This is a genomic window from Thermostichus sp. MS-CIW-41 (assembly GCF_054058915.1).
The window spans coordinates 1-14313 of sequence record NZ_JBSSBO010000062.1 but is presented as its reverse complement, the minus strand read 5'-3'; the positions used below and the strand labels follow the sequence as shown (position 1 = coordinate 14313).

Here is a 14313-nt window from a genome sequence, read left to right as displayed (position 1 = left end):
GACTTTTGACCAGCAAACCTATAAGGAGGCGGGCTTTCCTCCCGACACCAAGCCTGCGGCTATGGTGCGGGCCTCCAGCCCGAAAATTTGGTGATTCTAGAGGGGGGATCCGCCCCCTTTTTTCCTTTAGGGCTGCAGATAGAGGCGGTGCTGACGGATATAGTGCTCCACAGCAGGGGGCACCAGGTAGCGGATAGACCCTCCCTTTTGGATTTGCTGTCGCAGGTAGGTGGAAGAGAGCGTCAGGGTAGGGGCTTCCAGGATTTGGGCTTGGATGGGCAGCTTTGCGGCCACCGCCTGCAGCACCTGGGCGGCATCGCCGGCATCCACCCGTGGGGCAACAATCCAATGGCAGAGGCGGGCCAGTTCTTCCGCTTGATACCACTGGGGCAGGTCCCGCAGAGCATCCACGCCGATGATCCAGTACCACTGGGTATTGGGTTGCTCCTGGATGAGGGTGCGCAGTGTCTCGATGGTGTAGGAGCGCCCCGAACGGCGGATCTCCAGCTCTGAGCAGGCGAAGCGCTCGTGGTCGGCAATGGCCAGCTTGACCATCGCCAAGCGGTCGGCTTTGCTGGCGCCAGGGGCCAGAGGCTTGTGGGGGGGATCCCCTGCCGGCATCCACAGCACCTGATCCAGGTCAAACTGCCAAAGGGCTTGTTCTGCCATGATCAAGTGGCCATGGTGCACAGGGTTGAAGGTTCCGCCCAGAATGGCAATGCGGCGGTGCTTCATGGCTGCTGGCTCAGGTAGGTGATGGCATCCCGCAGCCAATCTTCTGTTGGGCGGGGGTGAGTGGGCAGAGCTTGCAGGGCAGCTTGAATTTCCTGAGCACTGTAGCCCAGGGCCAGCAAGGCCATTTCCACCTCTTCTCGGATGGGCATGGGCGGCCCTCCGGCCAAGGGTTGATCCGCAACTCCCACCCCCTGTCGCCAGTGGGCCAGCTTGGTTTTCAGCTCCAAGGCCAGCCGCTGGGCCGTTTTATGACCTACCCCCGGCGTGAGGGAGAGCAGGCGCACATTTTCGGTCACCACCGCCTGAATCAGCTCCGGCAGGCCGAAGGTATTCAGCAGGGCCAAGCCCAAAGCCGGCCCCACCCCCGAGACTTTGATGAGTTCCACAAACAAGTCCCGCTCGGCTGGCGAGCCAAACCCGTACAACACCAGCTCAGTCTCTCGCACCACCAAATGGGTGAACACCCGGACGGGCTCCCCCACTGCGGGCAGTTGCTTGAGAAAACGTCCTGGGGCCTTGACGCGATAGCCGATCCCCTGCACCTCAACAGTGAGGCTACTGCGCTCTCCCCATTCGATGGCCACAAGGTGGCCGCTTAAAAACGCGATCATGCTGCGAGTTTAATCTGGGTTTGGGATGCTCTGCTCGACTGGAGCTCCAAAGTCGGCCAAGCAATCTAAAGTCCTTGCCAAAGGCTGCTTCCCTACAAGGCTATTTCACAGACCATTTCTCTACCTGTAGACTGTTCCCCATCCAGCTCTGTATTCTCCCTCATCCATGCCGATTCGCCCTTTTCCCATCGGCCAATGGCTTTGGATCCTGTTCTCGCTGGGGGTGCTGCTCTTTCTCCATCTTCCTCTGCTGGTGATCGTCCTTTATGCCTTCAGCCCCGATGAGGCGACCTTGCGCTTCCCTTTGCCGGGGCTGACCTGGCGCTGGTTTGCCGTGGCTTGGGGGCGGGCCGATATTTGGCGGGCCTTGTTTTTGTCTTTGCGGGTGGCTTTGCTGGCTACCGGAGTGGCAGTGGTGCTGGGATCCCTGGCGGCAGCAGCAGTCTATCGCAGCCGATTTTTTGGCCGCGAGACGATCTCGTTTTTGGTGTTGCTGCCCATCGCCTTGCCGGGCATTGTCTCCGGGATCGCCTTGCGCTCGGCGATCCATTTGCTGCATATCCCTTTCAGCTTTTGGACAATTGTTATCGGCCATGCCACCTTTTGTCTGGTGGTGGTGTACAACAACGTGCTGGCCCGGTTTCGCCGCATGGGACGCTCTCAACTGGAGGCTTCTGCCGACTTGGGGGCCAATCCTCTGCAAACCTTTCGGTACATCCTTCTGCCCGAACTGGCCTCGGCCCTATTGGCGGGATCCCTGCTGGCGTTTGCCCTGTCTTTCGATGAAATCATCGTCACCACCTTCACCGCCGGCCAGCAGCAAACCCTGCCGATCTGGGTGTTCAGCCAGCTCACCAAGCCTCGGCAGCGCCCGGTGATCAGCGTGGTGGCTCTGGGGGTGATCGGCCTGACGGTGCTCCCCATTTGGCTGATCCATCACTTGACCCAAGAGAAAACCACGACTCGCTGATGGCTCTTTCCAACCTCATGCAAGGTTTGCACTTGGAGGGATCCCCAAGCATTGGCCGGAGTCGCTGTAACAGCAAGGAAACGCTGGCCCTGGTTGATCGCAGAGCCCTTGTGAGAAAATGTAACAAGCATTTCATTTGTGAAAATTGAGGTATCTATGGCTGTCACTCGTGCCGGACGCGCCCCTCTCGTGCGGGGCAGCAGCGAGGGAAATCCTGCCAAGTTCATGGAAATGGCCAGCGCTTTGCTCAGCACCCGCACCCGCCAAGGCAGCGGCAAAAAGGTTCAAGATCGCTCCTCCTACGGCAAAGCGGGCAACCCGCAAGAGTTCATGCAGATGGCCAGCGAATTGCGCCGATCCCTGGAGCAGCAGGGGCGGTAGCCGATCTTGTCCACCGTCAAACCTAGGCCCTCCCCGTCCAGTTGCATAAGCTGGGCGGTTTTGTTGTTGCTCCTCTCAAGCCAGAGGCGGCCAATCGCTTCTGAGGCCACTCACCGGTGTTGGATCCCGTTACAGGCCCAACTTCGAGTCCAGAGCTCCGCCCTTGAGCTTCTGTGCAATGAGCCGGCAGAAGAGCAGCATGTCAGGATGGGAAAAGTGCTCATCGGGGCGCTCTTGCGGGTGGACGTGATTGAGGCCAAGACGACATGAAAAACAAAGGCTTTTGGCTGGCCGGGATCCTGGGGGTAATCTTGGATCAGGCGACCAAGCACTGGGCAGTGGAACGGCTGCTGCCGGGGCCAGAGATTGAGCTGTGGCCAGGGGTGTTTCACCTCACCTACGTGGAGAATACCGGCGCTGCTTGGAGCCTGTTTGAAGATTCGGCAGAGCTCTTGAAGTGGATCTCGCTGGGGGTGGCGCTGGCGTTGGCGCTGCTGGCCATTCGCGGCGGGATCCTGGGCCGTTGGGAACAGGCCGGCTATGGCTTGGTGTGGGCAGGAGCCGTGGGGAACGGCATCGACCGCTTCGTCAACGGCTATGTCGTGGACTTTTTCAATTTGATCTGGATTCGCTTTCCGGTATTCAACGTGGCGGATGTGGCCATCAACCTTGGGGTGGCCTGTCTGCTGATCGGTTTGCTACAGGACAACTCAAAGAAAACGGGATCGACTGCTACCTCGCCTCGCTTGGAGAAAAAGCCCGGTCGCGACAGCACCCACTTTAAGGATTGACGAGCCGATGAACAGCCTTCAGGGATCCCTTGGGATGCTCAGGCCTTTGGCCAGGGGGATCCCCGGTCAGCTGCAAGGACTCCGTCCGCCTATTGCAAACGGCTGGCTTGCTGAGCCACCTGGCAGAAGCGCTCGACATCTGCGGGCAAAGTGTTAAAAGCCGTCACCAGGCGGATTAAGTGGTGACCTTCCCCCAGCCAGCGGTAAAACCGAAACCCCGCTCCCTCTAGGGCCTGGAGAACCGGCTCCGGCAGCTCGATAAAAACCTCATTGGCCTCGGTAGGATACACCAACTTGGCTCCCGGCAGGGATCCCAGTCCCTGAGCCAACTGCTGGGCCATTGCGTTGGCATGGCGAGCATTGCGCAGCCACACCCCATCCTGGAGATAAGCCTGCAATTGGGCAGACAAAAAGCGCATCTTCGAAACCAGATGGCCACTGCGCTTGCGACGAAACTCAAAATCGCCCACCTGATCTGGATGAAAAAACACCACCGCTTCCGCAGCCCAGGCTCCATTTTTGGTGGCCCCAAAGGACAGCACATCCACCCCCGCTTTCCAGGTCATCTCGGCAGGGGTGCAGCCCAAACCAACCAGGGCATTGGCAAAGCGGGCCCCATCCATATGCACCTTAAGGCCAAAGTGATGGGCCAAATCCGCCAGGGATCCAAGCTGCTCCAAGGAGTAGAGGGTGCCGGCCTCAGTGGCTTGCGTCAGGCTGAGGCAGGCAGGCTGCACGTGATGAACCACCCCAAACCCCGCCCGCTCCAGGGCTGCTTTTAAGTTGCCCCAGTCAATACGGCCTTGTTCCCCTGGGATCCCCACCAACTTGGCCCCACCTGTAAACAGCTCTGGCGCTCCACATTCGTCCAGATTGATGTGGGCCTCGGGATGGCAATAAATCGCCCCGTAGGGCGGGGTGAGCACCGAAAGGGCCAGGGCATTGGCAGCAGATCCCGTTGCCACCGGAAACACCGCCACTTCATGCTCAAAGATCTCGGCAAACAGCCTTTGCACCTGCGCTGTGCATTCGTCCCCTCCATAGGGCATGGCGGATCCCCTGAGGGCCAACAGGGCTTCCATCACCTCAGGACAGGCGCCTGTGACATTGTCGCTGCAGAAGTTCATGGCCTGGACAACTGGGGGATCTCGCCGAGGAAAGGTTAGGGCCAGTTTATTTCGCGCCAACCCAACCGGGATCCTCCAAAGTATCCCAGGCTTGACCTGCCTCTCCCTCGACCGTTTGCAATAGCGGGATGGAGTCCTGTTCAGGATGGGAAGGCGGCACAGGCTGGTCGCGATAGGGGGATGGAGTCTCTGCACTCCACCACAACCCCAAAGCGGGCCCCAACCCCAACAACAGGCCCAGCCCCGCCGGCGCAACAATGCCGGAGCCCAGGCTCATCAGCAGGGCAAAAGCAAAATTAGCTACATAGAGCACCAGCGGCCCCACCAACTGGCGGCGGTCAAGGATGGGTTGATCCTCGCCCCACAGCAGATTGGCCACCGTCATGAAGGCAGCCCCGGTCAGCATCCAACCACCGAAGTTTTGCAGCGGCATACCGAAGAAGGGCCCCGGCTGAAACCACGTCCAGAAGGGAATCGAGCCGCGGGTCATGGCCGGATCCAGCACGAAGTCCCAGGCGGTGAGCAGCAGGGCCCCCAACATGATGGCCTCGAAGTGGATCAACCAGTGGCGCTGGGTTTGCAGAGCCACACGCGCCAACAAGTAGGATGACAACCCCACATAAAACCAAGACAGAGGGATGGTAAAAGGCACCAAACCGGCAATCTTGTAGCCCAGCCCACTCAGGTAGCCATAGTTGCCAAAGGGGATCCCGGTGCTGGTACCCAACAGCTCACTGCCCAAGGAAATGCCCACCGCCGGGATCAAAAACATCAACAGGCGCCGCATCCCCAACAGCCGGGATCCCATCAGAGCTGCCGCCAGCGCACCGAACACCATGTAGGCCACGCCGCCATTGCCCATGCTCAAGGAGAAAGCTTGAATGCCAATGGGGGGCAAACTGGCCACCCACTCAGGATGGGGTACAACCCAGAGCAACCCTGCCAACCCAAAAAGCAAAGACAGAATGTGCAAACCCAGAGCTAAGGCCTCCAGCCGCTGCCAAATCGAGCCAGACAGGGGCAGAACACTTCGCCCAACAGAAGACTGGAAAGGCAGGCTGACGAGAACACCAGAGGACGAGAACCAACGCATGAGAAACTCCCGAAGAGTGGTTAAGCGAAGCCGCTCTGTCTCCTTGCAACCCATACGGCGGCTGAGGGAAAAAGCGGATGGCCCCAAGAGAGAGCCCGAAGCCAAGAACAAGCCCGCTTGCTTGCAGGCCGGCCTACTTGGAATGGCCCTCTGGACGGAGATGTCACCACCGCTAACGGTGACACTGCTGATATTTTGCTGTCTATTGTATCAATTCGTAAACATATCGCCCGTTTTTCCCCAGGTCTCCTCCCCGTCTTCGCCGCAGGGATCCCTGGTGGGGGTTTACGCCCAACTGGCTCGTGCTGTGGAGCGCCAGGACTGGCTTCAGGCCCTGCAGCTGGTGGATCTGTTGCAGCAGCACACGGAAGATCCCGCCCAGCGTCAGGATCTGGAAGACTATCGGCTGGAGCTGGAAAAATATCGTTCTGCTTATGGGGATCCGCCGCCGCCCCAGTGGCCGTTTTTGCACAAGCCCTTTGTCGGGGAATTTCCTGTCACCAACCTCTTCGACCATGACTTGCCTTTGGGGGAGAGGGATGGCAACGGACGGTTTGTGAGTGGGCAAGGCCAGGTTTGGATCCCCGACCCGCTGCACCCGTGTGGCAAAAGCGATGGCCATGCCGGTTATGACTGGGAGATGCCGGTGGGCACCCCGATCCTGGCCGCTGCCGCCGGTCGGGTCACCGTGGCCCGTGAGGAGCCGGAGTTTTTTTGCCCCAGCTTGGGCCGGCTGGTCAGGGGGTTGCGGGTGCGCCTTCTGCACGAGCCAGAACTTTCGGAGGGGGAGAGAACAGGCGGGAGAGCACTTCCCCGCTGGGAGACCCTCTACGCCCACCTCAGTCAAATCGGGGTGCAGGAGGGGCAAGTGGTGGCCCCAGGAGAAATCATCGGCCTATCGGGAGATAGCGGCTGTGCCAGCGGGCCCCATCTCCATTTCGAGGTACGTCGCTTCGACAACACCAACTCCGGCCAACCGGCTGCCGTCGATCCCTACGGGTGGTTTGGGTCTGGCCTGGATCCCTGGAGCATTCACCCCCTTGGGGCCGAGAGTCTGTTCCTTTGGCAGGTGGGACAAGCCCCCAGCTTGGGAGCATGCCTCTAACCCCCAAAACCCTGAACTTTGCTGAATTTACTGAGCTTTAGGCGGTTTGGCAAAAGTCATTGAGAGGGATATAGTAGACCAAGTTTCCCCCTGATCCTTGAGTCCACCGCAACGGTTGCCGGGAAGTGAAGGGGGAAAGCGCTCGGGGGGTATTCCTCAGGGCTTTGCGGGATACCGCCTTCCTGTTTGGACTCCGTCCCGCTGACGCGAACAGAGATAGGCAGGATGCGATCGCTTCTTTCCTGAACCATGTTCAGGAGAGTTCAGCGTGAATGTATCAGCTTGCTGGCAAGGGCAGCGATAGCCGAGACGGACATCCGCTCCGCGCGAGACCTCGCTGACAAAGATGGATATTGACAGGCAGATTCACAACAGTCACAACAGATGATGGACTTATAGATCTCGACGGACAAAGCCATCCCCCTCCCATTGGTAGAGGGTAGCCCTCAAATCACGGCTGGCACCTGGCGGGCTTGAGATGACCAGGATCCCTTGCGGGCTGACCCGCAGGCTGGCATTGCTCAGATCCGTCACGCTCAGCAGTGGCACAAGTCCCTCAGGCCGGTGTTCCAAGACCAAGACAGAGCGCAGCAGGCTGATGCCCCCTCGCTCGGTGAGGAGCACCAACTTGGGCTGTGGGCTGGAGGTAATGTCCGTGCGCAGGTGAGCCTCCACCAACCGTCCTGGGATCGGCTCAGCCGTGTGGAGCAGACGAAAGCTATACCCCCCCTGGTGCTCGAAGCTGAGAACGCGCACCACCGGCTCCACGGTGGGCTGCCGCTGAATCTGAAACACGGCCACCACATCCTGGCGAGATGGGGAAGTTAGGCTGGCCGGGAACAGGCGCAGGTTTTCACCGCGATTGCCGCGAATAAAATCCCACCAAATGGATTGATTGAATAAAGCCACGACCCCACCTCGAGCAGCGCCGCCCTCAGAAGGAACCGGCAGCAGCGGAAGCACAGGCTGGGGATAGGCAGGAACAGCAGCAACCGGTAGAGTGGCAGCCAAGGCCGCTCCCCAGGCTATTCGACCACAGGAACACAACAGCTTCCGCATATTTCCTCACTCCTCGCCCCTAAAATTCTAAAGGACTCCAAGGTTCTCCCAGTCAACCAAACAGCCGGGATACAGGGATCCCTTTTATGTCGAACGCAACCTCGATCTCACCTTGATCTCGCCTGGCAATGGGCTACCAAGTTAGGGTGAAAAGCCTGGAGCTTCCTCTGTAGCCAACAAAGTCGGCTTGGAACGACGCCCCGCCAATTTGAAAGGGATCCCCCAGGAGCAAGGGGCAGCTCCCCCCGACGGAGGGCTCTATTTTTCGGCAGCCAAAAACAATTGGGCCCGCCAAAAGCAGGCAATGGACTTGCTGTCCAAATCCATTCCCAAACGGGCCATTTCTGTAAGCTCAGAAGCAGAAAACTCCACTACGGTAATATCTTCATCCTCATCCTTATCGGGAGGGGAATCCAGCACTTCCAGCTCCCGCGCCAAATAGGCATACATAATCTCGCTGGAATAGCCGGGGCACAAATAAAATTGGCCAAGGGGATCCCAGCGATGGGCACGCAGGCCCGTTTCTTCTTCCAGCTCGCGGCGAATGGTGTCATCGGGATGCTCCCCTGGCTCGACTGTGCCTGCCGGAAATTCATAAAGGTAGGAGGCAACCGCAAAGCGATATTGACGAATGCAGACGAACTTGCCTGCTGCAGTTACAGGCACGGCCACCACCCCCCCGGGATGGATGAGGTACTCCCGCTCTCCCTCTTTGCCGTTGGGAAAACGCAAACGCTGGCTGACGAAGGTGTATTTGTGGCCTTGATAGCGGAGGCGCTCACGAATCACCTGAGATGGGTTTTGCATGGCAAGGGATCCCGAGAGTAGAGCCGCTCTCAGCTTAATGGTTTTCGGCGCTGTTGCAACCGGGCAATCCAGAGGGATCCACACGCCCTTGGGATCCCGTGTCTGGGGTAGAGTCAGGAAAAGCACAAAAGTTGCAGGCCATGATTTACCCTCCCTTGAAGGAGTTTCTTGCCCTCACCAAGCAGGGCAACTTTATCCCGGTGTACCAGGAATGGGTGGCGGATTTGGAAACGCCGGTTTCTGCCTGGTATCGGGTTTGTGCTGGCCAGCCCTACAACTTTCTCCTGGAGTCGGTGGAGGGGGGGGAGCAGGTAGCCCGCTACAGCTTCCTGGGCTGCGATCCCCTGTGGGTTTTGGAAATACGCGGGGATCAGGCGCTACAGCGATACCGCGATGGCCGACAGGAGCACCACCAAGGGGATCCCTTTGCCATCTTGGCCCGCTGCTTGCAGCCCTATGAGCCGGTGCATTTGCCGGAATTGCCCAGCAGCATCGGCGGCCTGTTTGGCTACTGGGGCTACGAGCTGATTCGCTGGATTGAGCCCAAGGTGCCCATCCACCCCCTGCAGCCGGGGGATCCCCCTGATGCCGTTTTGATGCAGGTGGACAGCATCCTGCTCTTTGACCAGGTGAAGCGCAAGATCTGGGTGGTGGCCTTCGCCGATACCCGTCACCACGCTGCCGAGGAAGCCTATGCCCAAGCCTGCCGGCGGGTGGAAAAGCTGATGCAGCAGCTCAGCGCTCCTCTTTCCCTGGCCCATCTGCACCTCAACTGGAAGCCCCACCTGTCGGAAAGGACTCCGTCCCGCTGGCGCGAACAAATCCCCCCCAGCACCCTGAGCCGCCCGGCCTACTGCCAAGCGGTGGAACGGGCTAAGGACTACATCCGCGCCGGAGATATCTTCCAGGTGGTGCTCTCGCAGCGGTTTACCGTCTCCCTTGCCGGGGATCCCTTTCGCCTCTACCGCTCGTTGCGGCTGATTAACCCTTCCCCTTATATGGCGTTTTTGCAGTTTGGGGATCTCTGCCTCATCGGCTCCAGCCCAGAGGTGATGGTCAAACTCAGCCGCGTGGGGGAAGACCGCATCGCCACCGTGCGCCCCATTGCCGGCACCCGCCCCCGTGGCACCACCCCTCAGGAAGACCGGCAGTTAGAGCAAGAGCTGTTGGCAGATCCCAAAGAACGGGCCGAACATGTGATGCTGGTGGATCTGGCCCGCAATGACCTGGGACGGGTCTGCCAACTGGGATCTGTGCAGGTGGACGACCTGATGCAGATCGAGCGCTACAGCCATGTGATGCACATCGTCAGCAACGTGGTGGGGCGGCTGGATCCCCAGTACAGCGCCTGGGATCTGCTGCGGGCCACCTTCCCTGCCGGCACTGTTACCGGCGCCCCCAAAATCCGCGCCATGCAGATTATTCATGAGCTGGAAGGATGCCGCCGCGGGCCCTATGCCGGCGCCTATGGCTACTACGACTTTTCTGGCCAACTGAACACCGCCATCACCATCCGCACTCTGCTGGTTCATCAGGGCCAGGTGAGCTTGCAGGCCGGGGCAGGTATTGTAGCCGACTCGGATCCGGAGCGGGAATATCAAGAATGTCTGAACAAAGCGCGGGGCATGTTAATGGCTGTGGCCAGTTTGCAGGAGACATAGCCCATGTTGGCCCAGTTGCGCTTCAGCCCTGCGGTTCGCGTCAGCAGGACGGAGTCCTTACAGGAGCTCCAGCAGCCGGATCCAGAGACCGTAGAGCAGGCTTTTGAACTGTTTTCCACAGAGGGCTATCTGGTGTTGCCGGAGATCTTTCCCCCCGAGCTCATCGACAAGTTGCACAGCAGCTTTCTGGCCACCTACAGCCGCTACTGCACCCACGAAAACCACGCCGATGCCCTGTTAGTGGGCAATAGACGGGTGATGGTAACGGTTCGCCTGGAGGGCCCCTTCAACGATCCCCTCATCTATGCCCATCCTCTGATCTTGCCCATCCTGAAGCGGATTTTGGGGCCGGAGTTGATCTTGAGCGGGCTGGGGGCGGTGGTCTCTCTGCCGGGATCCGCCGATCAACAAGTTCACCGGGATCTGTCTCATCTGTTTGGCGACGAGACCTTGGATGCGATCATTCCTTGCTATGCCCTGAATTTGCTCATTCCTCTGGTGGAGGTCAACGAAGAGAACGGCATGACCCGTCTCTGGCCCGGCAGCCATGCGGTCTTCGATGCCCACTATACCGAGCTGGCCCAGCAGATGCCCTTTGTCGATCCACCCTTGGCCAAGGGATCCTGCCTCCTGTTCGACTACCGCCTGATTCACCTGGGTCGGGCCAATCGCTCGCCCGCTCCCCGTCCTCTTCTCTACAACACCTACAGCCGCGCTTGGTTTCGGGATCCTGTCAACTACACTCGGCAACCTCCCCTGGTGATCCCGGCCCAAGAGAAAGAGCGGATCCCAGCCGAGCATCAGCGCCTATTCGTGACGGCACAGATTGTGTAGATGGCCCGGAACTGCGAGCTAACCGAAAACTCGGCGGCTCAGGCCCCGGCATTTATGCCTAGGGATAAGCTACCGTCTCCTGATAGGATGTGAGTATCGCTCCACCCATTTATAGAATTTATAGAAAGGTGCAGTGCTGAAGGTGAAGTAGAAGTATCTGGGGTGTTTCCACATCCCAGTAGCTGGTGCGTTCGCCTTGGCGGCGCGAAGCGCTTTGGCGTCCCCCACGGTGCTGCGGTATAAGCCACATGCTCGGTGTAGCTCAGTCAGTGGGAGTTGTTTTGCTGGCTGAGAACGGATCCTCTGGCTTTAGCCGTGGGGAGAACGTCAACCTGATACATTTACGCTGAACACTGCTGAACATCACTGTTCAACTATGCAGCGATAGCATTCTGTTTGTTTCCAACCAGAATGGCGGTATCCCGCAAAGCTTTGAGTAGAATACCCAAAGCGCAGTTTCCGTGTCGTCTTACTACCAATTTTCTGCTTTGCTTTGGCTACCATGTTGGCAGACTCGAAAGTAAACAGAAAGATCAACTGGTAGTAATCCGTACTGAACATATTATACATTATTTTCAGTATAGTTGAGCTTATTATTGACTAGAGTCATGCTCTCCTCTTGTTTGAGGAATCCGGTCAGCTAGACCGCCGAGAAGCGACGCCCTCTATGTATCAGCATGAGGGTCAGGATGAAAGGCGGAAACCCTTGCTATGGTAAACACAGAGCGGTGGGGCATCCCGTTCTTAAAGCTCAGGAAATGTCCTTAACAGGAGTCACTGAGAAGCTCGTACTCTATGCATCAGCATGAGTGCGGGAGTATGTCACGATGTCTCAGAATGGGGGTGGTTATCCCCGTTATTGCAGTTGGATTGCGCATCCCACCATGAGCGAAAAGATCCCTCAAGATCCCTCCTCGTCGGAAATGGCGGCTGAGATGGCCTTTGCTGCAGAGCCCAGTTTAGAGGAGGTAGGAGCTACTGCGGAAGAAACCACCCCAGACTCGGATCCCGGCAAGGGATCCCCTGGCACCGGCGGGTCGAATGCGCAGCGTGTCCGTCAACTGCTGGGCATGAAAGGAGCAGAGGTGGAGTCTCGCTCCATTTGGCAGTTGCACTTGCAATTGATGAAGCCTGTCACCTGGATCCCTTTGGTGTGGGGTCTGATTCCGGGGGCGGCATCTTCCGGTCACTTCACCTGGACTTGGGAGAATGTGGCTCTCATTTTGGTGGGCATGATTCTGGCGGGCCCCCTGATGACGGGCTATACCCAAACGGTGAACGAATACTACGACCGCGAGATCGACGCCATCAACGAGCCCTACCGCCCGATCCCTTCGGGGGCCATCTCTCTGCAGCGGGTGGTTATCCAGATCTGGGTGCTGCTGATCTTGGGGTTGGGCTTGGCCTATGCCCTGGACTGGTACACCGGCCATGACTTCCCGGTGATCACCTGCATTGCCTTGGCGGGAGCCCTCATTGCCTACATCTACTCGGCGCCCCCCCTGAAGCTCAAGCGCAACGGCTGGCTGGGCAACTACGCCCTGGGCGCCAGCTACATCGCCCTGCCCTGGTGGACGGGTCACGCCTTGTTTGGCGAGCTGAACTGGACGGTCTGCATCCTGACGCTGATCTACAGCTTGGCCGGGCTGGGGATTGCCGTGGTCAACGATTTCAAAAGCATCGAAGGGGACAGGCAGTTTGGCTTGGCCTCTTTGCCGGTGATGTTTGGGGCGATGGGGGCCGCTTGGATCTCGGTGCTGATGATCGACCTGTTCCAGTTCGGCATGGCCTCGTTTTTGCTGGGGGCGGGCCTAAAACTTTACGCGGCCCTTTTGGTGCTGCTGATCATCCCGCAAATAACCTTCCAAGATATGTACCTGCTGCGGGATCCTTTGAACAACGATGTGAAATACCAAGCCAGCGCGCAGCCCTTTTTGGTGTTGGGCATGTTGGTGGTCGGGCTGGCGTTGGGCCGCTCGGGGCTGTGGTAGTCGAGCCGACGGCAAAGTGCCCATCTTGGCAACAGAGGTGACGGCTTCCGCCCTGGGTTCGGCCCGACATCTGGGCCAAGATCAAGATCAAGTTAAGTTGAGCCAGGGATCCATCCCCTGCAAGGATCGTTGGCGGATCCCTGGAAGCTGTTATGGCCCTGGGCCAAAGGAGATATCCAATGAAGCTGTTGTTTCCCCTCCAACTCGGCCTAAGCCTGGCTTTGCTCTTGGGGCCGCTGGCCGTCTCTCCCGCCCAAGCGCAGCGGATCGTCATCGACGGGCGGGGGATCGTGGTAGAACCCAGCACAGGTGGCTCGGTGATCCTCAATCCCGACCAGCCGGTCTTTTCTCCAATCTTGCCCTCTGCAGTTCCTTTTTCCATCGATGAAGAAGGCAAGATCGTCTCTGCCCCTGGCTACCGCTGCAGTGCGGCTACTGCTGCCGACAACTCCCCCATCATCTGTCGCTCCCAGTTCAACCGCAACGACGTGGTGGTGTATGAGCGGGACGGCCAATCCAACACCTTCTTCGTAAATGCTGACAACACAGTGATCCGGCCCTCCGGCAGTGGGCTGCGGATTTTGCCCAGCTCTGAACCGGCGACTCCCTCGGGTAGCGGCCTGCGCATCATCCTAGACTGAGGGCAGGGATCCCTTCACCTCTTGTCCAGTTGCAACCGCAGCATTTGCTCTGCATCCTAGAGAGGTTTGGCGAAGAAATAGCCCTGGCCATACTCGCAGTTCAACAGCCTCATTGGTGCAGTCGCTGTAGGGTTTCGATCCCCTCGGCAGTGACATCCATTCCCAGGCTGCGGGCCAAGGTGATGATCAGGCGAATGGTCTCGGCATTTTCTCCATTCGGCCCCCAGCGCGAGATGAAGGAGTGATCGATTTTCAGGCCATTTTTTCAGGCCATTGATGAGGTAATCCTGCAGGCCCCTGAGAGAGGAGTAGCCTGGGCCGAAGATCAAAACCCCCGCAATTGCGCCAGTTGCTCTGCCGCTAGAAACCGTAGCCTATTTTGCGGTGTGACATACTCCCGCACTCATGCTGACGCAAAGCGCTCCGCGCCGCTAAAGCGAAAGAGTACGGGCTTCTCAGTGACTCCTGTGAAGGACATTTCCTGAGCTTTGAGAACGGGATGCCCCA

Annotated in this window: 15 protein-coding genes; 8 read left to right on the top strand and 7 right to left on the bottom strand. The window is 58.7% G+C overall.

Features of this window, described 5'->3' with window-relative positions:
* Positions 1-126: 126 nt before the first annotated feature.
* The gene (gene nadD, locus ACVWXE_RS13270; RefSeq protein WP_011432197.1) at positions 127-735 is read right to left on the bottom strand and encodes a nicotinate-nucleotide adenylyltransferase; all 609 of its coding nucleotides are present in this window, start codon (positions 733-735) and stop codon (positions 127-129) included.
* Entirely contained in the window at positions 732-1346 is a 615-nt protein-coding gene (gene ruvA, locus ACVWXE_RS13265; RefSeq protein ID WP_457444970.1) for a Holliday junction branch migration protein RuvA, read from the bottom strand. The genes nadD and ruvA overlap by 4 nt, the downstream gene beginning before the upstream one ends.
* A 166-nt stretch (positions 1347-1512) precedes the next feature.
* Here ruvA and ACVWXE_RS13260 point away from each other — a divergent pair, with 166 nt between their 5' ends.
* From ACVWXE_RS13260 to lspA, 3 genes are all read left to right on the top strand, one after another.
* Positions 1513-2316: an ABC transporter permease gene (locus ACVWXE_RS13260; RefSeq protein ID WP_414409331.1), complete on the top strand. Its 804-nt coding sequence runs from the start codon at positions 1513-1515 to the stop codon at positions 2314-2316.
* Positions 2317-2472: 156 nt separating this feature from the next.
* Positions 2473-2697: a hypothetical protein gene (locus ACVWXE_RS13255; protein ID WP_414332042.1), complete on the top strand. Its 225-nt coding sequence runs from the start codon at positions 2473-2475 to the stop codon at positions 2695-2697.
* 266 nt (positions 2698-2963) lie between these two features.
* Positions 2964-3488: a signal peptidase II gene (lspA, locus tag ACVWXE_RS13250; protein ID WP_457490534.1), complete on the top strand. Its 525-nt coding sequence runs from the start codon at positions 2964-2966 to the stop codon at positions 3486-3488.
* An 89-nt stretch (positions 3489-3577) separates the two neighbouring features.
* Here lspA and ACVWXE_RS13245 read toward each other — a convergent pair whose 3' ends face one another.
* Entirely contained in the window at positions 3578-4615 is a 1038-nt protein-coding gene (locus ACVWXE_RS13245; protein WP_457490536.1) for a threonine aldolase family protein, read from the bottom strand.
* A 46-nt stretch (positions 4616-4661) separates the two neighbouring features.
* Entirely contained in the window at positions 4662-5708 is a 1047-nt protein-coding gene (locus ACVWXE_RS13240; protein WP_457490533.1) for a carotenoid biosynthesis protein, read from the bottom strand.
* A 205-nt stretch (positions 5709-5913) separates the two neighbouring features.
* On the opposite strand from ACVWXE_RS13240, the gene ACVWXE_RS13235 reads away from it, so the two are divergent.
* Positions 5914-6813: a M23 family metallopeptidase gene (locus ACVWXE_RS13235; RefSeq protein ID WP_457490532.1), complete on the top strand. Its 900-nt coding sequence runs from the start codon at positions 5914-5916 to the stop codon at positions 6811-6813.
* Between the two features lie 393 nt (positions 6814-7206).
* Here the strand turns inward: ACVWXE_RS13235 and ACVWXE_RS13230 are convergent, their stop codons facing one another.
* Both ACVWXE_RS13230 and ACVWXE_RS13225 read right to left on the bottom strand, forming a co-directional pair.
* Positions 7207-7872, bottom strand: coding sequence for a hypothetical protein (locus ACVWXE_RS13230; protein WP_414332047.1), 666 nt, complete (start codon positions 7870-7872; stop codon positions 7207-7209).
* A 258-nt stretch (positions 7873-8130) separates the two neighbouring features.
* A complete protein-coding gene (locus ACVWXE_RS13225; RefSeq protein ID WP_011432186.1) occupies positions 8131-8679 on the bottom strand; it encodes an NUDIX hydrolase in 549 nt (182 codons plus the stop codon).
* 140 nt (positions 8680-8819) lie between these two features.
* Between ACVWXE_RS13225 and trpE the strand changes: the two genes are divergently transcribed.
* The 4 genes from trpE to ACVWXE_RS13205 all read left to right on the top strand — a co-directional run bounded on the left by trpE (position 8820) and on the right by ACVWXE_RS13205 (position 13806).
* Positions 8820-10340 carry an anthranilate synthase component I gene (gene trpE, locus ACVWXE_RS13220; protein WP_457490531.1) on the top strand — a complete coding sequence of 507 codons (1521 nt, stop codon included), beginning with the start codon at positions 8820-8822 and terminating at the stop codon, positions 10338-10340.
* Positions 10341-10343: 3 nt separating this feature from the next.
* Positions 10344-11174 carry a phytanoyl-CoA dioxygenase family protein gene (locus ACVWXE_RS13215; RefSeq protein WP_457490530.1) on the top strand — a complete coding sequence of 277 codons (831 nt, stop codon included), beginning with the start codon at positions 10344-10346 and terminating at the stop codon, positions 11172-11174.
* 884 nt (positions 11175-12058) lie between these two features.
* Positions 12059-13165 carry a chlorophyll synthase ChlG gene (gene chlG / locus ACVWXE_RS13210; protein ID WP_414343396.1) on the top strand — a complete coding sequence of 369 codons (1107 nt, stop codon included), beginning with the start codon at positions 12059-12061 and terminating at the stop codon, positions 13163-13165.
* Positions 13166-13344: 179 nt separating this feature from the next.
* Positions 13345-13806 carry a hypothetical protein gene (locus tag ACVWXE_RS13205; protein ID WP_457490529.1) on the top strand — a complete coding sequence of 154 codons (462 nt, stop codon included), beginning with the start codon at positions 13345-13347 and terminating at the stop codon, positions 13804-13806.
* 109 nt (positions 13807-13915) lie between these two features.
* Here ACVWXE_RS13205 and ACVWXE_RS13200 read toward each other — a convergent pair whose 3' ends face one another.
* Positions 13916-14041, bottom strand: a complete 126-nt coding sequence (locus ACVWXE_RS13200; protein WP_457490535.1) for a hypothetical protein — start codon at positions 14039-14041, stop codon at positions 13916-13918.
* Between the last annotated feature and the right edge of the window lie 272 nt (positions 14042-14313).